Origin of the sequence: Bacillus sp. JCM 19034 (assembly GCF_001310635.1) — a bacterium.
Classification (GTDB): Bacteria; Bacillota; Bacilli; order Bacillales; family Bacillaceae_D; genus Halalkalibacter.
In genome coordinates this window covers 173,730-196,473 of sequence record NZ_BAXR01000004.1, presented here as the reverse complement: position 1 = coordinate 196,473, position 22,744 = coordinate 173,730, and the positions used below count along the sequence as shown (strand labels likewise).

The following is a 22,744-nucleotide window of genomic DNA, read 5'->3' as shown; positions in this document are numbered from 1 at the left end:
GAATGAATACATGAATTAATATGTATTTTAAATTATCATATCTCAAGTATACACTTAATCTATATTCAAAAGGAAGGTAGATGAGTTTAGATTGAGACGAGTAATCTTATTTTTATTAATGTTAGGCACATTTTTAATGGGGACAGCGGAAATGGTGGCAGCAGGTATCGTTAATATGGTTTCAGATGATTTTCAAGTTAGTATAGCGTCTGCAGGACAGTTAGTGACCGCATTTTCTCTAGCCTTTGCGATCGGTACACCGATCATCGTCACACTAGTTGCTAGAGTGGATCGAAAGAAAGTCACGATGATCTCTCTAGGAGTATTTATTATGGGCAATTTCCTTGCATTATGGAGTCCTTCGTTTGGTTTTCTCATGATTACAAGAATAGTTCTAGGTGTCAGTGCAGGGGTTTTTTCTGTTCTAGCACTCAGCATTGCGGCAAATCTGGTTCCACGTGAGAAAATCGGAAATGCAATAGGTACTGTGTCGATGGGCTTTGGAGCAGCACTTGTGCTGGGACTTCCTTTAGGAATGATGCTAGGGCAATTAATCGGTTGGAGGATGATTTTTTTATCATTAGCAATACTCGGTTTAGTTGTATTTTTTGCTCTTACCCGTTTGCTGCCTTCAATTGCCGGAAAAACGAGGCCGACTATTAGAAAACAGCTTTCGATTTTTAAAAATGTTAAAATTGTGTGCGGGCTCCTAGTCTTTTTATTTGCGATCACTGGATATAGTACCGTTTATACGTATATTGTTCCTTTTTTCCAAGAAGTTGTGGGGCTCAATCCATCAGTGATCAGTTTGGTAATGTTACTTGTCGGTATTTTCGCTACTGCGGGTACGAGGTTTGGCGGCTTTGCCGCAGATCGTTGGGGCATAGCTAGGACGGTTATCATAAGTCTTCTTCTTCATACGATGGCATTGATCATGCTTCCAATTGGTTCCGCTTGGATTATAAGCGTAATTATATTATGTTCGATATGGGTCATGGCATCCAATACGACTATTCCAGCGATGCAAAGCTTTTTTATACATGAGACATCAGATTCTTCCGAAATAGCGTTAAGTGCCAGTTCCTCTGTGGCTCATATTGGCCTTGCATGGGGGCTGGTTTTGGTGGGGTTCTTGCTAACTTCCGCGATTCTGTAGTATATCACCCGTGGCTTGGAGCGGGGCTTGTCTTGCTGGGTGGGTTGTTAGCTGTCGTTACGTTTAGGAGGAAAGAGAAACAGGAATTTTAGTAAGGTTCGAACGAGACTGTTTAAAGATTTACACGATGCTCTCCTTAATCTTGCAAACTAACCTCAATTTAAAATATATATCGTTGACGATTGAATAGTCTATATGATTCATTACTTGAAGCGACAATCATACAATTATTCCCTTCCTCGTAAAGAGGGAAAAAACTGATTGTCGCTAATTTCCCTTCAGTGTCGATGAATGCCTAAATTTTACCCTAATACTACATTCACGATAGATTTGTGAAAAAACGACCAGGTAGACCCATCCTTCTATACTCATCTCTTCTATGATCTCATAAAGCTGAACAATCATTATCTAAATGATCCTGCATTTAAATGGGTTCTACTTTATCTGCTAAAAGTGAAAGGAACACTTCTAAATTTCTTGATACCCATTTATCTTTATGAATAGCAGAATAAATTCCTAATGAATGATATTCTCCAATTAAATCCAATTCCTCAAGCTGATTATTTTCTAATTCATCTTTAATAATGAAGCGAGGGAGCATGGATATACCTAGTCCACAAAGAACATATTTTTTAATAGCCTCAACACTTGGCAGCTCCACTTTTAACATTGAATCATCTTCCTGATTACTTATATATTCTTCAATTGCTGGTCTCCAACTACATGAGTATTCCGTGGTGAGCATGGTTCGTTGTTTTTTCGTTTTTACAGACGTAACTAGAGACAGATTTTCACTTTTTTAATTTATTTACGACTAAATGGTTCTGCTGCCAATTAGATAATTCAATTAAAAGTGCAACATCAATTTCACCATTCTTTAGCTGATTAGAAAGGTTGTCATAATCAATAGATTTTAATATTAATTCGACTTTTGGGTATTTCTCCTTAAATTCCATAATGATATCTGGCAACCAGTAGATCATGATCGATTCACTTGCTCCTATTGTGAGTTGACCAGAGGGTATAGCGTCTGAGGAATGTAATACCTCTTTAGACTTGGAATAAAGCTGTATAATCTCTCTTGCAAATGGAAGAAAGTCTTTACCTGCTTGGGTTAATGTTACCTTTCTACCTAGCCGATCAAATAATGGCTTTCCTAACTCGTCCTCTAATTCTTTAATATGCCCTGTAATGGACGATTGAGCATATCCTAATTCATCTGCAGCTTTTTTAAAGCCATCCATTTTTACGATGGTATGAAAGGTTATGAGATGACGAAGTTCCATTTTACTTCCCTCCTTTAAGTTTGTTATCATTTATTCCGAACTAATATATCAAAAACATCAATTTAACTGATTGTAGTTACTACTTTATACTGAATACATAGTGATTTCAATAAATAATGAAAAGAAAGAGGGGACAGAAATGAAGATATTAACTGTTATCACCCATCCTAGAGAAGACTCTTTAACTTTTACGGTAGCTAAACGATTTGTAGAAGGTTTAAAGGATGCTGGTCATGAAACGGAAACGCTCGATTTATATCGTAGTCATTTTGACCCTGTGTTATGGGAGAAAGATGAGCCTAAATGGTTTTCACATGAGCAAAAATTCTCTCCAAAGGTGGAAATAGAGATGGAAAGATTGAATAAAGTCGACGCACTAGCATTTGTGTTTCCACTATGGTGGTGGAGTATGCCAGCAAAGATGAAGGGTTATATAGACCGAGTCTGGAACTACGGATTCGCCTACGGGCCAAATAAATTAAAGCATCAGCATGTGTTATGGCTAAGTCTGGCTGGTGCACCTATTGAAAGATTTACGAAAAGAAAATACGATCAAATGATGGAACATTACTTTAATGTAGGATTGGCTGATTATTGTGGCATAGCTAGTTCTAAATTCCACCTTTTATATGAGACAATAAATCCACAACAAGGGTACATGGAGAACTGGCTGAACGAGTCTTATCAATTGGGGTTGAATTTTGCTAAAGAAGGGGTTTGAAAGGGAATTTAATGATTAATGCTCCTATTGAAGTGGATGTGAAGATATAATAGGGGCTTTTATAATTCAACAATCTATAAGATTTTCAAAGTTACAATCAGTACGATAACTTCGAATTATAAAAATTGGGTGGTTTTAATTTTAATAAAAAATTGTTAAGTTTATGTATAAGGACATAGCCTTACACGGGAGGAATTATGAGATTTTTAATTATTTTAGTTGCTATTGTTTGTCTAGCAGCACTGATTATCACATTATCACTCACAAAAGCAGAAGACACGAACTACAGCAGTAATCGTAGCGTCAAAAATCAACTAATAATGTATTTAATCCTTATTCCATTTATTGCACTTATTCTAGTACTTGGTTGGATGTTTTTATATTAAGCATCGGAACGTTAGAAGAGTAGCAGTTTTTATTGCTTCCGTTCTAGCTATCTAGAACTCTAAAGGAGGGAGGTTCTTGCTGTTAAAAAGCTGAAATTTATTTTAGTTGTTGGTGTCGCCTTATTGTGTGTGTATTTTTTAAGTATAATATTTAAAGACGATGCTGCTGAAATTGATAAAGTTGTCAATTCATTCAATCACTCTACGGCAAACATTGTGCATATAGAATTCTTGGATAACAATAAAGCAATTGCCTTTTATGAATCGTTAGACGATATGTACTTTGGATCAGCGATTTTAAAAAAAGGATTATTTGGTTGGAAATCTCTTAGTTCAAGTGCTGGTCTTATCTATGATGAAGATAAATTAAATTGGAGTTTTTCAAACTTAGTCTATTTAAATTTTTCTAATTATACAGATTTAATTAGGGGAAAAATCTTAGACTCTGAAATTGCAGAGGTCAGGATTATGACTAAATAAAAATGAATATGAAGCAAAGGTTATTGAATATCACAACCGTGGCAAGTTTTGGTTTTTAATAACGGATGGAGAGGATCTTCTTGGCTCCATAACAGGTCTGTCCGCAGATGGAGAGATAATAGAGCAGATTAATAAGTAATTGTACAATTTTTTTTAATGCACTAATATGTATTTAAATGAAAGTAATATCTCCAAATGAGTTACTTCAGTAAGTTCCATCGTAAACAACTAACACCGTTCATACTTTGAACAGTGTTAGTTGGTATGCTTGTGAAAAAGGAATTGACTGTCATCACATTGCGACCGATCCCTGTCATCACCGGTTTTTCATTACCAAGACGATGAGGGAGACGAGCGATTAAGTGATGCCTCTTTTGATGGGCTGTGCGTATATGTAGATGTTTTAATGCTGACGCTGGTCAATATTTTGATGAAGAGATCAGTGAAGCGAAAAGATACACCCATACGTTATCTGCCGCTGATACTTTTGGCAACATCAGTGAGGAAACGCTCACGGTCGAACGTTGGAAGGTACAACGGAAGAAGAGGGACGAAAAGATAGTATCCCTAAAAAGAAACCCAAAAGAAAGAAGAGCAACTAAATATAGATGACGACAATGAGTTAAGGAAGAGCGTTACTTGGCAGGTTGTTTATATTTAATTTGGGCTAAACCATAAGATTTTCTCTACATCTTAAAATACCTATTATGATGATGTTAAACGTTCTTCTTTTTTGTCATCGTAAATGAACTCCACACTTGCTACATGTTATTTTACTAGCTCCAATTATTGTCCAACTAAATGTATCTTATCCAAATCATATTCAAGAAAAGGACACAAAAATGGAATAAACAATTACGCCATTTCTCGATCGGACTAGATCGTTGAAGATTGATAGCTTAAAATAATTCAAGTGTTTTACCCCCCTAGTCGGACATCGTATTCTAAAGTCTAAAGGAGAATACGAAGATGTTAAATAAACAGATTCTATTAATAATGACAGTATTATCTGATAAGCTCTGTTTTCAGGCTTATTTTGAGGTTAACGAAAAGTTTATTCTATATGTATTAATTTGCTTTTTAATAATATATAGTTAGATAATATCTATAAGTGGAATTGAGGAAATTAAAAATTGGAGTAAAGTATCTATACAGTGCCTTTGGCATAGAAATGCCTTAAGCTGGGAATTAACTTGAAATAGAAAGCAAAAATATTTTTTATCCTTCCAGTTGCTATAGGAAGTGTTTTACGTCTGCTTAAAGGTCGTGGCTTTAAAGCAGTGTTTGCTTATTTTATTTTACTAGTAATTATGATTGTTTTCATTTCCCTCTGTTTTTAAGAAATTTTTCGTATTATCTCTTCATACTTCAGCCTGTTTCTGCACAACAGGTTAATGATTCAAAAACAATTACAAAATATAACAATATAGTGTAAAATAACAGGGAGTGTACTGGTATGCAAAGTGAAACGGTCAAAAACTCTTTGCCAAGTGGTGTTGATTTACCAGCTACCGGATTTGGATATACCTTGTCCATAATCGGCGGTAAATATAAAATTCTCATTTTATATTGGCTATCTGAAAATAAAGTCATCAGGTTTAACGAGTTAAAACGAAATATAGGTACTATTTCTTTTAAAACACTCAGCGTAATGTTAAAAGAATTGGAAGCTGACGACATAATAATACGTAAGGAATACCCGCAAATACCGCCAAAAGTTGAATATTCTTTATCAGAGCGTGGTCGTTCACTCATTCCCGTACTAGATATGATGTGTTACTGGGGAGAAAAAATCGGTAATGTGTCCAATGATTTTTTAAAATTCAAATATTCTTAAGTGATCGCAGTAACTTCCTCTACAGTCTATACTGTTTTATTGGAAATAAGTTTTCCCGTCGAGCTATAAAATTGGAAACAAGAAAAAGGGCTGATCCGCATGTCATAATTACAGTGTTGCAGCAGCCCTTACTTTTTTGCATTACACTAAAATTTCTTAATTACAAAGCATCTATAAATTCTACATATTCTCTAGCACTTTTTGTTAATTCGTTTTCTTCCGCCTCGGTATCCTCTTCAATAGCCCCTTGCACTTCCTCTTTCCCATAATATGAATAGAATGATCGGTAATCGGCATCACAATAAAAAAAAGTTGTTTCAAATGGAATTAATAGTTGTTTCAACGTATACCGAAATCTTCCACCTTCACTATAATCAGATTGTTTTGCTCCAGCAGAAACGGCTAATGCCACTTTGCGGTTCATTAAATGATTCCCACCATTCGAACCAAAAGCCCAGCCATGAGTTAAAACATCATCCAGCCATCCTTTTAACAGAGGAGGACAATTAAACCAGTAGATAGGAAATTGTATAACTAGATTGCTATGTGATTCAATCAATTTTTGTTCTCTTTCAACATCTATCTTTCCTTCCTTATAAAACTTATACAGCTCATGAACTGTATACTTTTCTGGGTATTTCTCAAGCTCCTGTATCCACCTTTTGTTTACTCGAGACGTTTCCATATCGGAATGGGCTATAATTACAAGTGTTTTCATAAAGCGTACCTCCTTATTTATTGTAATGCTGTTCCACTTTTTAGTATAGCACCCCCTTTTTTTTGGATAAGTACGCACTATTTATTCAGGTACTACCTTAAAGGTAAGTAGTAGAGGAGAAAAATTAAGCAATCGAGAAGAATTCTAGAGGTGATATACATCGTAAAATTATGGGAATAGGAGGTGTGTGCGTGATGAGGATACATAGAATTGATCATGTAGGCATAATCGTCAATGATCTACCTGCCGCGAAAGATTTTTTTCTTGACTTTGGTTTAGAAATGCTCGGGGAAGGAGAAGTAGAAGGAGAGTGGGTGGAGCGGATAATAGGCTTACAAGACGTTAAAGAGGAAGTTGTCATGATGAGAACGCCAGATGGTGATGCGAATATAGAGCTAGTCAAATTTCACACACCATTAGATGAAAATGGTATACAGCATCCTTTGGCCAATACTCTCGGTATTCGGCACATTGCCTTTGCTGTTGAAGATATTGAAGCCCTTGTTATCAGGTTGAAAAAGAAAGGTGCAGAACTTATTGGTGAGATACAAAACTATGAAGACACTTATAAATTATGCTACATTCGTGGACCTGAGGAAATTATTCTAGAATTGGCGGAGAAAATCAATGAGATTAAGGGTAATTGATAGAATTAAAGAACGTCAAGGATATGGACAAGCTTAAAGGAATCAACGAAGCTTGGGATCTCTTGGATTCATTAAGGAAACCTATACCTGCAGTAAGGATTTGGAGTAGTCAGTTTAGTAATTACTTAAAAAAGGGAGTGTAGAAATCAATGATTAGTAGAGTTGGTCAAATTATGTTGTATGTTACTAACCAAGATGAAGCGATGAAATTTTGGACAGAAAAGGTAGGGTTTAGTGTAATTTCAAAAGAGGATAATGGTGAAATGAGATGGACTGAAATTGCTCCAACAAAGGGTGCAGAAACAAGCATCATCTGCACAATAAGGAACTCGTTGCTAAAATGGATCCGGAATTAAATCTCAGCACACCTTCGTTAATGTTTTTCTCAGAAAAGTTTGATGAATTATATACTGACTTATCTAATAAAAATATCAAGGTTGGTGAAATTGTAAATATGCCTGCTGGTAGGGTATTTAACTTTGCTGATAATGAAGAAAATTATTTTGCAGTCATGGAAAAAAAGTAAATCACAATAAAAAATAACAAAAGTATTTCATTCACCGTTCATTGTTGGACGGTGTTTTGGCTTTACGAGTGGATTTCCATTCCAAACGTCTATTGCATGTTTTGTAAGGACATTTCCACTCTCTAAAGTGAAAGGAATACTTCTAGCTGGTGCACCTTTTGAAAGATTTACGAAATCCCGATTATAATTGTTATTTATAAAAACTTGGGGAAATGAGTAATAATTTTAATAATAGACCGAATTTATGAAGGAATTCCTAAATTTCAATAGAATAGTTAATGTAAGCGTTAACAAAAAATGAGGAGGGATAAGAATGATTTCAAAACAGTCTCAGCTAGTTAGAAGGATATTGTTTACTTCATTATTATTTTCATTCATCATTGTTACCTTAGCTCACGATGATAGTAATGCACAAGAGGTAGTTGATGCTAGGGATTTTGGCATGACACCTGGCGTTGAGACATCTCAAACTGAAGCATTACATGCTGCTATGCGTTATTTTTATGATAGGGGTGTAGAAGGGACGGTTTATATTCCCGCTGGAACGTATGCAATAGACGAAGCGATAAGATTCCATGAAGGCGTGGATTTGATTGGTGATGGTATTGGGCAAACCGTTTTAAAGAAGGTTGGTACAAGAAATAATTATGTTGTCGGTAATCCGATTATGAGAAGTGGTAATAACCTTAATGTCACGGTTTCTCATTTAACAATTGATGGTGATCGCGAAAACCGTGCATCCCAAGGTTTGGGACAAATTGGTGGGATGAATATTGATGCGGATGTTAGTAACTTAACGTTAGAGAACATAGAAGTTCGAGACGTAACTATTGGCTTACTCTTAAGACGATTGAAAAATTCTACTATCAGAGATAGCATCATTGATCGTTCGAGTGGGCATGGAATAGCCTTTGGTAGTGAGAGCCACGCTGTTGGTGATGTTCATAGTAATCTCATTACTCGTAATAAAATTACTAATTCTACTGGTGGTAGTGGAATTAACTTATCACGAGCTACGTATACAACGGTCACTTATAATCAAGTGATAAATGATGTACAGCAAGGCGATAGTTATGGAGGGATAAGAATTCCAAACGGTGGAGCATATAATACAGTTGAGCATAATGTGATCGAAAATTACCCACGAGGTCTTTTTGTCTTAAGTGGTGCTCATAATAATACAATAGCAAGCAATACTGTAATTAATTCACGAATACATGGAGTATTAATTCAGGCAGATCATAATATCCTACGTGATAATGTGATACAGCAATTAGATCCAAGCTTAAATATTGAATCGGTTATTCGTTTAGCTCCCGGCAGTGATAACCAAATTTTAGATAATAAAATAGATACATTTTCAAGCTTTAGCAATCCGGGGATTCGATTAACAGGTTCATCGAATCAAAATACGATCAGGGGCAACCAAATAGATACGTCTGGGACAGCTGTTAGTATTGAAGGTGGCAGTGGTAATACGAACACGAATAATACGAGAGTAACAAACCCTGTTCAATTTGATGAACATGCCAGTTATGAGCTTGTTAACCGAAATAGTGGCAAACTATTAGAGGTTGTAAATGCGGGAACGGATCCAGGTGATAATGTTCAACAATGGGAGCGAAATTTCCACCCTTGTCAGCGATGGGCCATTATTCAAAATAGTGAGGGTTATTACGAAATTATAAACCGCAATAGCCATCAAGCATTGGAGGTATTTGACTGGTCAACATCAAATGGCGGGAATGTAGTTCAATGGACACATTTAGGTGGGGAAAATCAACAATGGACGATTGAACGAACAAGTGATGGCTACTATACTCTAGTAAATCGCTATAGTGGAAAGGCATTAGATGCCTATAATCGATCTTTACTCGACGGTGGTAATATAGTTCAATGGGATTTGAATAACGACTTTAATCAGCAATGGAATATTATTAAAGTGGATTAAACATAAAGAAGCAGGTCGATCCGACCTGCTTCTTTATCTATTTCTAAGTCAATGGGACTAGGTTATGTTGATGGATAGGATAATAACAATTTTTGAAAGAGAATATTTTTATCAAACTAGAATATCTATTTATTAATACCCTTTGGTGACTATGTAAGTTCATTACTCAACTTTCGCAAAGTAAAATTGAGCTAACTGGCGAGGCCCGCAATTTTTAGAATAACCTTGACAATGATAACGCTTTCATTTATGATGAGGAGCATAGAAATAATTTTTAAAAAAATTCAGATAATTTTAGGAAGCAGTCGATCTATTATGAAAAATAAAAAAGTAACCATTTATGATTTAGCAAAGGAGGTGGGTGTATCTACTGCCACGATTTCACGTGTTATTGCTGGCAATTATCCAGTTAGTCAAAAAACTCGTGAAAAGGTGCAAAAGGTTATTGATAAATACAATTACCGTCCAAATGCCATTGCAAGAACCTTAAGTAATAAAAAATCAAGATTACTAGGCTTTATCACTCCCGCTATTACCAACCCGTTTTTTTCACAAGTGTTTGTTGAGGTGGATAAATATGCGATTGAGAAAGGTTATTCGGTTCTACTAGGGAATACTATGGATAGCCGTGAACTAGAGTCACACTATATCCGAATATTACTTGAACAACAAGCTGAGGGTATTATTTTATTAGGTGGGCTGATTAACGATACAATACCAGATCCAACTAGTGTGCAGGAGCTTATTGAAGTACAGAAGTTAACCAAGCTGATCACGATTAATGGCAAGATTAAAGGGGTGAATAATTGCTCGGTTAGAACGGATGAAGCAAAAGGTATTGAATTAATCATTAAGCACCTAGTGAAACTAGGACATAAAAAAATTGGTTTAATAGGTGGAGTCAAGGGGATAACGACAACAGATATTAAGGTCAGTACATTTAAAAAGGAACTTAAGAAGTACAATTTAGACTATAAGGATTCCTGGCAAATTTATAGTGGGTATAACATTGAAAGTGGTGAAGAGGGTTTTGAGCAATTAATTCGTACAAATAGTGAGTTACCAACTGCTCTACTAGGTATTAATGATATGGTTGGAGTAGGCATGATCAAAGCCTCAAAGCGCCATGCTGATAAGAGTTTCGCTTTTGTTGGATTTGATGATACAAGCTTAGCACAAACATCCTCACCAGAACTAACGAGTATTCGTCATCCTTATGAAAAACTGGGCAAAATGGCAATCGAGATGATTGATGAAGGATGTCCTAGTAGAGATATAATTCTACCACCACGACTTGTGGTTAAGGAATCGACGTTGAGAAACATGGATGGCTAACTAGAATAAGCTTTAGAAGCAACTTTGTAGTTGTGTTTAGTAACCGGTTACTATTAAGAGTCTGTCTTACACAACGTATGTAACCACCTGCTATCTAATAAAAGTGATCTTCATGACAAAAGAGTACAAAAGGATCCTTAGTTAACGGTTTAGGAAGTATCTTGTGGTTAAGAAATTAATTTTGAGAAACATGGATGTTAAGAAAAATATCCTTGAGAAGCAGAGCTTAGCGATTGTTTCAGAAAAAAGTAAGCGGTTACTATACGCGGAAAGGTGACTTTATGACAAAAAAGTACAACATGAACCTCGATTGGAAGTTTTTATTAGGAGAAGAGAAAAAAGCTTGGTATAAAGGATTTGATGATCGGCATTGGCGAGATGTGCAGCTTCCACATGATTGGTCGGTTGAAGCTCCTTTTTCAAAAGAGCATTCAAGTGGTACTGGTTATTTACCAGGTGGCATTGGCTGGTATCGGAAGTCGTTTCACCTACAAGAGGACATAAAAGAAAAAAAGGTCAACTTAACGATTGAGGGTGCTTATCAAAATGCAAAAGTTTGGGTTAACAGCTATTATCTAGGATATAGACCGTATGGATACAGCACGTTTAGTTATGATATTTCTGATTTTGTTCATTCTGGTCATAATGTACTTTCGATTAGACTGGATCGCCCTTCAACGAGCGATTCTCGCTGGTTTACTGGTACTGGTATTTATCGAAATGTATACCTGACGGTTCAGAACCAAACACGTATTGTGCCGGGAAGCACGTTCTTTTACACCAAATCATCTGATGCAAACAGTGCGATAGTTGCTGTCGAGACAAATATAGAAAACGATACAGCGTACCGAAAAAAGCTTAAAAATTGAAAGTGTTCTATATGATGATAACGACTACATTCGGGGGAAGTCATCACAGCAGATTACTCTACAAGCTAATGATGTTGAGCAGCTAGCATTTGAGCTAAACATTGATTCCCCAAAATTATGGTCACCAGAAACTCCTCATCTATATCAATTGGTTACACGTGTTATGGAAGCAGATGAGCTAGTCGATGAACAGGTTACTACAGTTGGAATACGAAGCATTAGCTTTGACTCTGAAAAGGGATTTTTTCTAAATGGAAAACCTACCTTACTAAAGGGTGTATGTGTGCACCATGATGCTGGAACATTAGGTGCCGCTGTACCTAAAGCAGTTTGGCAACGGCGTTTAGAAAAATTTAAAGATTTAGGTGCTAATGCAATTAGAATGAGTCATAATCCACCTGCACCAAATTTGTTGGATCTATGTGATGAAATGGGTTTCTTCGTTATAGATGAAATTTTCGATGAATGGGAAGGTCCAAAAAACAAATGGTCGACAGGGCATAATGTTTATCCGCCTAAGCATGATGGTTATTTTGAACATTTCCCTGAATGGGGCGAACGAGATCTGAAGGATTGGGTGCAAAGAGATCGTAATCATCCTTCCATCATTGCCTGGAGCATTGGTAATGAAATTGATTATCCAAATGATCCATATTGTCACCCGTCGTTTAAAGAAATGACCGGTAATAATGATAAAGATAAGCCAGTTGAAGAACGGCAATACGATCCGAATAAGCCAAATGCAGAGCGACTTGTTTCGATTTCTAAAAAACTAGTTAACTATGTAAAAGAAATGGATATGACAAGACCAGTAACTGCTGCATTAGCCTATCCTGAGCTATCAAATTTAACAGGGCTGTCAGATACATTAGATATCGTTGGTTATAACTACAAAGAACATTTATATGAGCAGGATCATAACAAGAATACTAGCCAAGTGATTTATGGTAGTGAGAACAGTCATTCTGTTGAGAACTGGTTGGAGGTGGTCAATCGCCCTTATATTTCAGGTCAGTTCCTATGGACTGGAATTGATTTTCTAGGAGAAGCACAGGGTTGGCCGATAAGAGGGTCGAGGGCAGGCTTACTAGATTTAGCAGGTCGTGAAAAGCCGGGTTTTTATTTGCGAAAAAGCTTATGGTCAAAGGAGCTATTTGGTAAGTTGACTGTAGAACAAATGGGTAGCCACCAGGAATATTTCAAGTGGGATTATCATGACGATGACCTAGTCTTGATTAGAGGTTATACAAATGGTCAAAGAGCGGAATGCTTTGTCAACGGAAAATCGTTAGGTGTTAAAGAAGTAACGAAAATCGGTGAAGTGCCGGAGTGGCAAACAAACTTTCAAAAAGGCGAAATAAAGCTTGTCGTCTTAAATGACGATAATGAGTTTTTGAGGATGTGTTTTACACACCTAGTCACGATCACTATCTACTAAAGGCGGTAAGTGATAAAGATAAATTAGTAGCAAATGGCGAAGATATTGCTCATATAGAAGTGGTTTTGACTGATCAGGAAGGAAGAATGGTGATCAATGATCAAGAAAGAATCGAAGTGAGTACTGAGGGGGCCATTGAAATATTAGGGATTGAAAATGGTGATCTTTCTGATTTAACCCCATACTCTGAGTCCCATCGAAACTTTCATCAAGGTTATGTACTCATCTATGTACGTAGTAAAACTGAGGGAGGTGAGGCGGCGATTCATATTCGCAACAAAGGTGTAAAGGATACGAAAGTGACTTTTACGATTGTTTGAAGGATAAAGGGGAGGCGTTATTTATGTTAAGAAAAATGGGTGGACTCTTGCTTCTAATGATTACGCTTACATTAGCGGCGTGTGGAAATAATGGATCCGAAGATGTTAGTAGTAGTGATCAAACAGAGATTCGATTTGCATATTGGGGCGGAGATTTTGATCAAACACGCATGGAAAATATTAAAGCTGCCTTTGAGGAACAAAATGATCACATTCAAGTAGAATTAGTGAATGTACCGGGGGACGAATATGGTCAGCACCTGTTAACGCGCTTTGCTTCTGGTGATGTATATGATATTGTCCAGCTTGCTGAAAATTCCTATTATTTTGCTGCTCGTGGAGTATTGGAAGATTTAACACCATGGGCAGAGGAAGATGATGACTTTGATTTAGATGACTTTTATGAAGTAGGTATTGAGGCCTATAGCATAATGACCGCTTGTATGGACTGCCGCTTAGATTAGGAACAGTCATGATGTTTTACAACAAGAATTTGCTTGATCAGCATGGCTTAGATTATCCTGATGAAAATTCAACTTGGGAAGAAATTATTGAGATGGCTGAAACGATTACCAACCCTTCTGAAGGTGTGTTCGGTATGAATTCATTAGGTGGCTGGTGGGCAAGTACAAGTCAATTTACGCGCTCACATGGTGTGAGAATGCTAAGTGAAGATTTTACCGAATTTCAATTAGATTCACCTGAAGGAATAGAAATGATTGAGAAAATGCGCTATTTAGTGAATGATTTGAATATAGCACCAAATGATTCACAAATTCCAGAGGGTGTTGATCTATGGACAAGTGGACGACAAGGGTTTTTAATTGATGGGCCTTGGCATATTCTGTCTAGTCGAGCGAACATTGAAGATTTTGAATGGGATATGACCAGTGCACCGACTATGCCTGGTATTGATGATACGGCACCAACGTTTTCAAATGCGTTTCACATTGCTAATGCGTCATCTAACAAAGAAGCCGCATGGGAGGTTATTAAGTTTTGGACGGGAGCCGAAGCTCAAGAAATTCTAGCCAGCGAGCACGCTGAGACACCTTCGCGACGTTCGATAGCAGAATCAGATGCTTACTTAGAAATTGGTGATATTGGTCCGGAAAACTTTGCATCAACGCTTGATGCGGTGGAAGGTGCGTATCCTCCTGAAGCATCATTAATGTGGAGCGAAATTAATGAAGAGGTACAAAATAGACTATCAAGAATTATTAATTTAGAAGAACCAGTGGATGTAGAAATGAAAGCACTTAGAGAAGATATTGAACCGCTTCTTGAAGAGCAAGAACGATTATTAGAGAGCTTTGAATAAAGAGTAAAAAAGGTTAAATATAGAGGGTATCCCCCTCTATATTTAGTTAAATTGCATAAGAAAGGGATTTTACTATGAACAATGAGAAGAAAAAATTCTGGTTATATATTTCCCCTTTTATCATTGGCTTTAGCCTTTTTACAATTGGACCTATGCTCGCATCAATTTATCTAAGCTTTACCCGATATGATGTATTAACGCCTGCTGAATGGATTGGTATAACCAATTATATAAACTTGTTTCAAAATGAACGATTTTGGTCCTACTTAGGGAACACACTATATTATGTGTTTATAGGAGTTCCAATCACTGTAACGGCGTCGTTAATTGTGGCGCTCGTGCTATATCGGAACATCCCTGCGATTTCTTTTTTTAGAACAACCTTTTACTTGCCATCCATCTTTGGTGGCGTTGCAATTTTGATTTTGTGGAACTACATGCTGGCACCAGGATTTCAAGGAGAGAATGTTGGGGTCATCAATGCCGTTTTGGCAATGATTGGTATTGAAGGGCCTGGTTGGCTAAGTGATCAGTTTTGGGCAAAGCCTGCGATTATTTTAACACAGCTTTGGGGTGTAGGCGGGAGTATGCTGATTTTGCTACCTGCTCTTGCTAGTGTACCACAGGATCAGCTTGAAGCGGCCGACATTGATGGGGCATCACCGATTAGAAAGTTCTTCTCTGTGGTCGTTCCTCAAATAAGCCCCGCTCTATTCTTTTTGTTAACAATGGGGATGATTGGTACGTTTCAAATGTTTAATGAGCCGATGATTTTACCTGGAGCTGATCGACTATGGACCGATACCTTAATGGTTCATTTGTACAGTAATGCATTTGAAAGCTATCGTATGGGTTATGCTTCTGCCTTAGCGTGGGTTATGTTTGTGGTGATCATGTTCTTTACACTCATACAATTGGCCTTAGGAAAGAAGTGGGTGCATTATGAATAATAAACAAATAAAAAGATTCAGAGATGTTTGGGCATTGCCTCCAAAAGAAAAGTTCATACTAGCTATAAAATATACCTTTTTGATCGGGTTAACCATTGCGTTCTTAATTCCTATAGTATGGACATTATCCGGATCATTCAAGCCTTCAGGTAGAATTTTCACTGTGCCTATTGAGTGGATCCCATCGAATTTTCATTGGGAAAATTACACCAATCTATTAGATCGGTTTCCATTCTTTAAGTATGCTTTAAATAGTTTCACTTTGGTTGGCTTTAATATGGTGTTTACCGTCATCTCGTCATTAATTGTTGCATACGGATTTGCTCGATTTAGACATCCGTGGAATCAGAAGGTGTTTATTTTCGTATTAGCGACGATGATGATTCCGCCACAAGTAACTTTAATTCCACAATTTTTAATTTTTTCAAATTTAGGCTGGGTTAACACCTACTTGCCTTTAATTGTGCCTAATTTATTCGGAAGTGCATTTAACATCTTTCTCATGCGTCAGTTTATTATGGGGATCCCACGTAGTTTAGATGAGTCTGCTTATATGGATGGGGCTAGCTCGTTTAAAATCTTAACGAAAATAATCGTACCTATATGTATGCCTGTTATCATCACAATTGGCGTATTTACCTTTAATAGTAACTGGAATGACTTTATGGGGCCGTTAATTTATTTAAGTACACAAGACAAGTATCCTTTACAGCTTGCATTATATACATTAGACGCAGGTCGTCAAGGCCTTACCGACTTTGGTATGTTGTTTGCAGCTTCAATCGTTGCGCTAATTCCTCCGTTGCTATTATTTGTTTTTCTTCAAAATCATATAATGGCAGGTATTAAACTCGGTGGTTCAGTAAAAGGGTAAATTGTTAGGAGGATGGGTGCTATGTTTTTGGAAAATCAACCAATACTTCAAAAGCTATACTTGTTAGCTATTTGGATATCACGCTTAGCAACAGTAAACTTACTTTGGCTCGTCTTTACTTTACTAGGCTTAGGTATTTTTGGCATTGGACCTTCCACAGCAGCAATGAGTGCTGTCATAAGTCGCTGGATAGATAACAATAGTAGTTTCTCGGTCGTACGTCTTTTTATTAATGTTTATCGAAAGCAATTTATTAAGACTAATATAATCTTTCTGTTGTCAGCGATAGTAGGTGCTGTTTTGTTGTATAATTACTCCTTTATTCAAGCAAATAGTCTTCCTATGTTCTATAGTGTAATAACAGTAGCAATGGGAATGATTCACTTACTAATCTGTATCACCATTATACCGTTATATATCAACAACAATGTTAGTATTGTGGAGTTGTTTAAAACAAGTACCAAGTTTGTCATAGGCTACCCAGTGAATTCTTTGATTATTGTTGTTGCCACAAGTGGATTAGTCATTATCCAGCTATTCATGCCGGGATTATTATTCTTTTTTTCAGGAAGTGCGATTACCTTTGTGGTTGTATTAAGAATCAAAAAGGCAATAGATAAAACAAGGGCCATACAAGATGAGATTAGAGAAAGTGTGAATTTTTAGATACTCTAAACAGAAATAGCTAGAAAGCTGGAAACAATTCGAGCTTGTTTATAAACGTATTTCTGACCTGAGGTAGGTATACGAATATGATTTAGACATAAGAAAACGTCATCTATAAAAATCATGCGATACTTTTTTAAAGTTTTAAATGAAAGTATCGCATGAACTTATTGACTTGGGGTGTAAAGGTTATTCGCTTCAGAATTTTAAGGGGTTTTTTATCTTAAAGGAGCAAAATCCTCCACATTCTTTAAAATTCCCTCGATCTCCTTGATGACATCAGTCTGTAGTTCTACCTGAACAGCCTTGATATTTTCTTCAATCTGTTCCGGCCTACTTGCTCCAATTAATGCAGAGCTGACTCCTGGCTGACGTAGTACCCAAGCTAATGAAAGTTGTGCCAGTGAAATGCCAAGTCCCTGTGCGACACCATCAAGTTCCTGCACACATTCCAATACATTTTCTTGGAGATAGCTATTAATGACACCATTGACGTGCTCATTTGCTGCTCGGCTATTTTTTGGAATTTTGGCACCAGGTTTATATTTTCCTGTTAAAACCCCTTGTGCGAGTGGTGAGAAGACAATTTGCCCAATTCCTTCTTCTTCACTAACTTTTAATACTTCGTCTTCAATATATCGCTCAAACATATTATAAATCGGTTGATTCGCAATGAGCGGATGAAGATTTAATCTTCTGCTAATCCCGCTACCCTCTTTAATTTGTGCAGCACTCCACTCACTAACACCTGCGTATAGAATTTTTCCTTGTGTAACTAGATCATTGAGAGCTCGAAGTGTCTCTTCTGTCGGTGTTTCGTCATCGTAACGATGGCAAAAGTAGATATCAATATAGTCGACATTAAGACGTTTTAAGCTGGCTTCACATTGTTCAATAATGTGCTTTCTTGATAACCCTCGGTCATTTGCTCCCTCTCCCATCGGAAAGAAAACCTTTGTTGAGAGAACATAATCCGATCTACGATAAGGCTTGAGTGCAGAACCTAGTGCTTCTTCACCTGCACCCCTGTTATAGGCATTAGCTGTATCAAAGAAATTAATACCGCTTTCAAACGCTTTTTTAATACATGCATCAGCAGCTTCTTGTTCTGATGCGGTTCCATATGTAAGCCAACTACCGAGACCAAGCTCGCTTATTTTTAATCCACTATTTCCGACACGTCTATATTTCACTTTTCATCACAATCCTTTTATAAAATGATAAAAGCACTTACATTAAAAATAACACATTTTTCGCCAGCACGTTACTATTAAAGTACACTATAGAGTTAACTCTAGGTCAATATGAAAAAATGAAATTATGGCGGGAGTCATCTTGAACTATACGATTTCTCAAGTTTTACGTTGTAGTTATCTATAGATTCAGATACAATGGGAATTGGTTGGTCAACCAAACGATAATGGAGGTTACAAAAGCAATGGATAAGCGTCAACTTTTAATCGATGCTGCATATAAAGTTTTTAGTAGGAAGGGCTTTAATAACGCATCTATAAAAGATGTTGCTCGCGAAGCAGGGATAACTCCTGGCCTAGTTCATTATTATTTTAAGAATAAGGAGGAGTTGTTAATTTCTGTTCAGAGCAACATTCAAGAGCAATATCATCATAAATATGATAACCAAGAAGAATTGGAAATAAATCCATTGGATGTTCTGCTCGAAGTTAAATCGAGGGTGAATAAAGAGCCCGATTGGTACCGTTGGAGATATGAGCTCTTTTCATTAGGGTTAAAGGGTGATCCTTTAAAACAAGAAGTTAAAAACATATTACAAAGTGGAAGAGAAAGTCTGTCCCATCCATTACAAAAGCTAAATAGTGATCTTGGTCAAACAGAGGCTCTTGCGAGTATTCTATTGTCTGTGTTTGATGGACTTGCTCTTCAGAAACTAATTGATGACGAATTTGATCTTGATCAAGCATATAAATTGGTAATTGAACTATTGGAACTTTATTTAAATAAACATGATGATTAAATGATCAACATGGGGATTTCTAAAGGAGTGTCAAAAAATGAAAAAGGGAATTGTCATCTTCGTGTTTGTTCTATATATTTTAGTCCCATTCCCTGTTGCAGCTGAAGGGGAAGAAGATACAAAACAGAAGATAGAAGATTATATGATGGAATCTATAGATACATATAACATTCCTGGAGCATCTCTTACGGTTGTTAAAAACGAGGAAATTTTTTATCATGATGATTGGGGTGTTATGAGCGATGGATCAAAGGTAACGGCAGACAAGCCTTTTCTGATTGGTTCATTAAGTAAACCAATCACCTCTCTAGCTATTATGATGTTGGTCGAAGATGGCATAATAAAACTAGATGAACCGATAGAGAACTATATCCCATCGTTTGCCTATAAAACGGATAGTTCTAAACAAATTACAGTATTGCATTTATTAGAACATACAAGTGGTATTAGTGAGTTTGAAGGCCTTAAAGTCACAGACAAGGATTCAACAGAAGAAACGATTATAACTAAATCTGTAGATGAACTTAATGGTGTTGAGTTATCTCATGTGCCTGGAGAGGTATATGAATATAACTCCGCTAACTATTTACTGCTAGGTTTAATCGTTGAAGAAGTGACAAATGGAACCTATTCAGAGTTCTTAGACAAAAGAATCTTTACACCTCTTAATATGAGACATTCTGCTGCCGACTATGAAACAGCTCGTGTTTTGGGGTATAAACCTGGTTTTGTGTCTTGGTTCGGTAAGCCTATAAAAAGTGATGGGTTATATGATAATGCGGGTGCTCCCTACGGATATATCGCATCAACAACAAATGATTTGGCGAAATTTTTAACGTTCATGTTAGAGGGTGGAGAATTATTATCTGAACAAAACCTCGATTTATTAAAAACTCCCCCTGAAGAAGGTAGAACATACGGTTTAGGATGGCACTTTTCAAAAACGGAAAACTTCCCTTTTCATGGTGGAGCAACATCTGATCATAGAGCAGAAATGTTTTTTATACCAGAGCAGGATGTTGCTGCCGTCCTTTTAACAAATAAATATCACTTCACTGAGGATCGTCAAGTTTCTGAAATAATGGAAGGGATTCGTTCGATCATGAATGGGGTCGAACCTGTTGAAGTGCCACCACAGAGCTATACTCTCCAATGGATTACTTTAGGAATAACAATAATGCTCGTCATTTTGACCGTGGTTCATTTTATGATTCTTAGACGTAAACAAAGATTAAGAAGAAGCCTGAGGTTTTCTTTGGCTATTCTATTTTTGTTTTTGACAATAGGACTTATTCCTACGATAACCTATATGATGGGAACACCTTGGAAAGCCATTAAACTATATGCACCTGATATAGCGTTTTTAATTCAAGTTCTAGTAGCTATATTAGCTATCAATGGAATTATTCCCTTCATTATGAATGCATTTAAAAAGCGGACAAATCATAAAAATAACGTTCCAAATCTTGAGTCTTTCTCGTTAAAAAAGTAAAAAGATCTTAATCGGTATAAAACAAAATTAGATGGGAGTACATAAAGATGGAAACGAACAAGTTTAAAGTTGTACCTGAAGAATTAAAAGGTAAAACGGTGGATGATATAGTGATTACTAATAGTGCTGTAGTGATAAAATTTAATGATGGAACATTTCTAGATGTCTACCTCGATAAGTCTGCAAAAGAATTAAAAACATCAACAAACAAGCTAGAAGGGTAACAAGAGTTATTTTTCCGATGTTGTAGTAGAAAACGCTGTTAATGTATCAGCGTTTTTTTTGTAACCATTAAATATATGTGATCCAAGTTTGAAGGGGATAAGTTAGGGAGGCATTTGTGGGGCACATGTAAAGAAGCCAGTGTAGCAATAAAAAGAATTTTCTTCAACTTGATTAGAAAGTAGATGTTTTCACCCTTTTAATATCACAGCCGAAACTTTGCAAAAAAAAAAGTATATAGCGGTGAACCTTTCTCATTTCTTAATTGTATAGTTAATAAAGACAAATGAGAGGATGGTAAACGATGGATAACGGCTGGATTGCTTCATTAATTATAACTGGACTAATGATCGTGACTATTTTGAGTATTGCTATTCCATTGGATAGAAAATATATTGTACGAGAACGAGGGAAAATTAATTATAAGAAAACAAAACTATTTTTAAGATGGAATGTATTTGATACGCTTACGCTTCTAATTGCAATTTATACGATTATTTGTGTGCAAGCATTAAATATTTTGATTTCAAGCGGGGAGACAGTAGAAAATACTTATGTGCAATTTTTTACGAATCAAGCACAAGCTTGGACAATCGTCTCAATAATTTATTTAATTTCGAGGGTTTCTTTAACATTAAAGTCAATCAAAGAACGTTGGGGAAATGAAATTGAGTAGACGGGAAGATGAATTAATGGTTGATTTCCAATCTGGGAATGATCAAGCATTTGAAGGTATTTATTCAATACTAAAGCCTACACTTTATTCGTTTATTTTCCGTTATACAAGAGATGAACAACTGAGTATTGATATTGTTCAAGATTCTTTTGTTCGATTACAGCAACGTAGGTATGATTTTGACCGAAGAAAGGGGACGTTAAAGCCTTATCTTTTTCAAATTGCTTATAGGTTAATGGTAAATAAGTTGAACAGACGGAAAAAGCTTCAAGCTTTACTCCCATTTCTTACGCCGCTAACTAAAGGATTTATTGACATTACCGATAGATTAACTATACGGGAAGCAGTTGCAAAGCTACCTGAGATTCAACGAGCGGTAATCTTATTATATTATTATCATGACTTGACCCAAGAGGATATATCAAATATTCTCCAAATTCCTATAGGGACAGTTAAATCACGGTTGCATAATGCTATAGGCAGATTAAAAGATGAATTAGGAGGAGACTTTAATGAGTCATGACCCTTTTGAAAAGGAGAAATTTTTAGTATCAAAATTAAATGAATATCACGTCGATATACCAGATATCGCTCTGAAACCAAAAAGGAAAATAATAAATCGTTTTCTTGCATTTCTTGCTTCACCTACAAGGAATCCATTTGAGCAACTGATCGTTTCTTTTAATGGAGTCATTCTATTAAAAGTTGCTCCCTGTTTTTTGTTATAGCAATAACAGTCATATATGCTGTTGCCCTTATCTAAAATTGAGATGTCAGACAATGAACCAAGTATTCATAAAAGAGAAGATATGTTACAATGCTTTGAACAGTCATAGAAAGTGATGCAATCCCTAGTTTTGTTTAACTCTTGTTTAATCGA

General features: G+C 36.4%; 26 protein-coding genes and 2 pseudogenes. 24 read left to right on the top strand and 4 right to left on the bottom strand.

The annotated features are described in order from the left end of the window. Positions 1-91: 91 nt before the first annotated feature. Positions 92-1,156 carry an MFS transporter gene (locus JCM19034_RS09285; protein WP_082393914.1) on the top strand — a complete coding sequence of 355 codons (1,065 nt, stop codon included), beginning with the start codon at positions 92-94 and terminating at the stop codon, positions 1,154-1,156. A 424-nt stretch (positions 1,157-1,580) separates the two neighbouring features. Here JCM19034_RS09285 and JCM19034_RS24035 read toward each other — a convergent pair whose 3' ends face one another. Continuing rightward, entirely contained in the window at positions 1,581-1,901 is a 321-nt protein-coding gene (locus tag JCM19034_RS24035; protein ID WP_269431680.1) for a substrate-binding domain-containing protein, read from the bottom strand. A gap of 46 nt (positions 1,902-1,947) precedes the next feature. Beyond that, a complete protein-coding gene (locus tag JCM19034_RS24030) occupies positions 1,948-2,442 on the bottom strand; it encodes a LysR family transcriptional regulator (protein WP_269431679.1) in 495 nt (164 codons plus the stop codon). Positions 2,443-2,581: 139 nt separating this feature from the next. Between JCM19034_RS24030 and JCM19034_RS09275 the strand changes: the two genes are divergently transcribed. From JCM19034_RS09275 to JCM19034_RS09255, 4 genes are all read left to right on the top strand, one after another. Continuing rightward, a complete protein-coding gene (locus JCM19034_RS09275; protein ID WP_062049128.1) occupies positions 2,582-3,163 on the top strand; it encodes an NAD(P)H oxidoreductase in 582 nt (193 codons plus the stop codon). A 197-nt stretch (positions 3,164-3,360) separates the two neighbouring features. Continuing rightward, entirely contained in the window at positions 3,361-3,549 is a 189-nt protein-coding gene (locus tag JCM19034_RS09270; RefSeq protein ID WP_062049126.1) for a hypothetical protein, read from the top strand. A 123-nt stretch (positions 3,550-3,672) separates the two neighbouring features. Beyond that, positions 3,673-4,029 (top strand): hypothetical protein, encoded by a 357-nt coding sequence (locus tag JCM19034_RS09265; RefSeq protein ID WP_062049124.1) that lies wholly within the window; start codon positions 3,673-3,675, stop codon positions 4,027-4,029. 1,456 nt (positions 4,030-5,485) lie between these two features. Then, a complete protein-coding gene (locus JCM19034_RS09255) occupies positions 5,486-5,866 on the top strand; it encodes a helix-turn-helix domain-containing protein (protein WP_062049122.1) in 381 nt (126 codons plus the stop codon). 160 nt (positions 5,867-6,026) lie between these two features. On the opposite strand, the gene JCM19034_RS09250 is transcribed toward JCM19034_RS09255, so the two are convergent. Next, complete coding sequence (locus JCM19034_RS09250; protein ID WP_062049120.1) at positions 6,027-6,584, bottom strand: NAD(P)H-dependent oxidoreductase; 558 nt, start codon at positions 6,582-6,584, stop codon at positions 6,027-6,029. 194 nt (positions 6,585-6,778) lie between these two features. Between JCM19034_RS09250 and JCM19034_RS09245 the strand changes: the two genes are divergently transcribed. The 13 genes and pseudogenes from JCM19034_RS09245 (at position 6,779) to JCM19034_RS09190 (ending at position 17,481) form a co-directional block, all read left to right on the top strand. Next, positions 6,779-7,231 carry a VOC family protein gene (locus JCM19034_RS09245; protein ID WP_062049279.1) on the top strand — a complete coding sequence of 151 codons (453 nt, stop codon included), beginning with the start codon at positions 6,779-6,781 and terminating at the stop codon, positions 7,229-7,231. 149 nt (positions 7,232-7,380) lie between these two features. Next, positions 7,381-7,757, top strand: a pseudogene (locus JCM19034_RS09240) (VOC family protein). Positions 7,758-8,070: 313 nt separating this feature from the next. Then, on the top strand, positions 8,071-9,708 hold the full coding sequence (locus tag JCM19034_RS09235; protein WP_062049118.1) for an RICIN domain-containing protein: 1,638 nt from the start codon (positions 8,071-8,073) through the stop codon (positions 9,706-9,708). Between the two features lie 315 nt (positions 9,709-10,023). Beyond that, complete coding sequence (locus JCM19034_RS09230; protein ID WP_062049116.1) at positions 10,024-11,043, top strand: LacI family DNA-binding transcriptional regulator; 1,020 nt, start codon at positions 10,024-10,026, stop codon at positions 11,041-11,043. A 233-nt stretch (positions 11,044-11,276) separates the two neighbouring features. Continuing rightward, a complete protein-coding gene (locus JCM19034_RS09225) occupies positions 11,277-11,912 on the top strand; it encodes a sugar-binding domain-containing protein (RefSeq protein WP_156323931.1) in 636 nt (211 codons plus the stop codon). Continuing rightward, positions 11,881-12,066: pseudogene (locus JCM19034_RS23060) on the top strand (hypothetical protein); the annotation flags it as partial. The gene JCM19034_RS09225 and the pseudogene JCM19034_RS23060, both read left to right, overlap by 32 nt. Before the next feature lie 9 nt (positions 12,067-12,075). Next, positions 12,076-13,350 (top strand): glycoside hydrolase family 2 TIM barrel-domain containing protein, encoded by a 1,275-nt coding sequence (locus JCM19034_RS09220; RefSeq protein WP_062049112.1) that lies wholly within the window; start codon positions 12,076-12,078, stop codon positions 13,348-13,350. Beyond that, positions 13,314-13,670, top strand: coding sequence for a hypothetical protein (locus JCM19034_RS09215; protein WP_062049110.1), 357 nt, complete (start codon positions 13,314-13,316; stop codon positions 13,668-13,670). Before JCM19034_RS09220 ends, JCM19034_RS09215 begins: the two co-directional genes overlap by 37 nt. A gap of 23 nt (positions 13,671-13,693) precedes the next feature. Further along, positions 13,694-14,134, top strand: a complete 441-nt coding sequence (locus JCM19034_RS24025; protein ID WP_062049108.1) for an ABC transporter substrate-binding protein — start codon at positions 13,694-13,696, stop codon at positions 14,132-14,134. An 11-nt stretch (positions 14,135-14,145) separates the two neighbouring features. Continuing rightward, positions 14,146-14,991 carry an extracellular solute-binding protein gene (locus tag JCM19034_RS09205; RefSeq protein ID WP_062049106.1) on the top strand — a complete coding sequence of 282 codons (846 nt, stop codon included), beginning with the start codon at positions 14,146-14,148 and terminating at the stop codon, positions 14,989-14,991. A gap of 74 nt (positions 14,992-15,065) precedes the next feature. Next, complete coding sequence (locus JCM19034_RS09200; protein ID WP_062049104.1) at positions 15,066-15,941, top strand: carbohydrate ABC transporter permease; 876 nt, start codon at positions 15,066-15,068, stop codon at positions 15,939-15,941. Continuing rightward, a complete protein-coding gene (locus tag JCM19034_RS09195; protein WP_062049102.1) occupies positions 15,934-16,815 on the top strand; it encodes a carbohydrate ABC transporter permease in 882 nt (293 codons plus the stop codon). Before JCM19034_RS09200 ends, JCM19034_RS09195 begins: the two co-directional genes overlap by 8 nt. Positions 16,816-16,836: 21 nt before the next feature. Next, a complete protein-coding gene (locus tag JCM19034_RS09190) occupies positions 16,837-17,481 on the top strand; it encodes a YesL family protein (RefSeq protein ID WP_062049100.1) in 645 nt (214 codons plus the stop codon). Positions 17,482-17,699: 218 nt separating this feature from the next. Here JCM19034_RS09190 and JCM19034_RS09185 read toward each other — a convergent pair whose 3' ends face one another. Further along, on the bottom strand, positions 17,700-18,674 hold the full coding sequence (locus JCM19034_RS09185) for an aldo/keto reductase family protein (protein WP_062049098.1): 975 nt from the start codon (positions 18,672-18,674) through the stop codon (positions 17,700-17,702). A gap of 245 nt (positions 18,675-18,919) precedes the next feature. Between JCM19034_RS09185 and JCM19034_RS09180 the strand changes: the two genes are divergently transcribed. The 6 genes from JCM19034_RS09180 to JCM19034_RS09160 all read left to right on the top strand — a co-directional run bounded on the left by JCM19034_RS09180 (position 18,920) and on the right by JCM19034_RS09160 (position 22,592). Further along, on the top strand, positions 18,920-19,474 hold the full coding sequence (locus JCM19034_RS09180; protein ID WP_062049096.1) for a TetR/AcrR family transcriptional regulator: 555 nt from the start codon (positions 18,920-18,922) through the stop codon (positions 19,472-19,474). Between the two features lie 37 nt (positions 19,475-19,511). Further along, a complete protein-coding gene (locus JCM19034_RS09175; RefSeq protein WP_062049095.1) occupies positions 19,512-20,966 on the top strand; it encodes a serine hydrolase in 1,455 nt (484 codons plus the stop codon). 47 nt (positions 20,967-21,013) lie between these two features. Further along, a complete protein-coding gene (locus JCM19034_RS22225; RefSeq protein ID WP_197276373.1) occupies positions 21,014-21,190 on the top strand; it encodes a hypothetical protein in 177 nt (58 codons plus the stop codon). Between the two features lie 302 nt (positions 21,191-21,492). After that, positions 21,493-21,864, top strand: coding sequence for a hypothetical protein (locus tag JCM19034_RS09170; protein ID WP_062049093.1), 372 nt, complete (start codon positions 21,493-21,495; stop codon positions 21,862-21,864). Between the two features lie 16 nt (positions 21,865-21,880). Further along, entirely contained in the window at positions 21,881-22,387 is a 507-nt protein-coding gene (locus tag JCM19034_RS09165; RefSeq protein ID WP_156323938.1) for an RNA polymerase sigma factor, read from the top strand. Continuing rightward, positions 22,377-22,592, top strand: a complete 216-nt coding sequence (locus tag JCM19034_RS09160) for a hypothetical protein (protein ID WP_062049090.1) — start codon at positions 22,377-22,379, stop codon at positions 22,590-22,592. The genes JCM19034_RS09165 and JCM19034_RS09160 overlap by 11 nt, the downstream gene beginning before the upstream one ends. Positions 22,593-22,744: the final 152 nt, after the last annotated feature.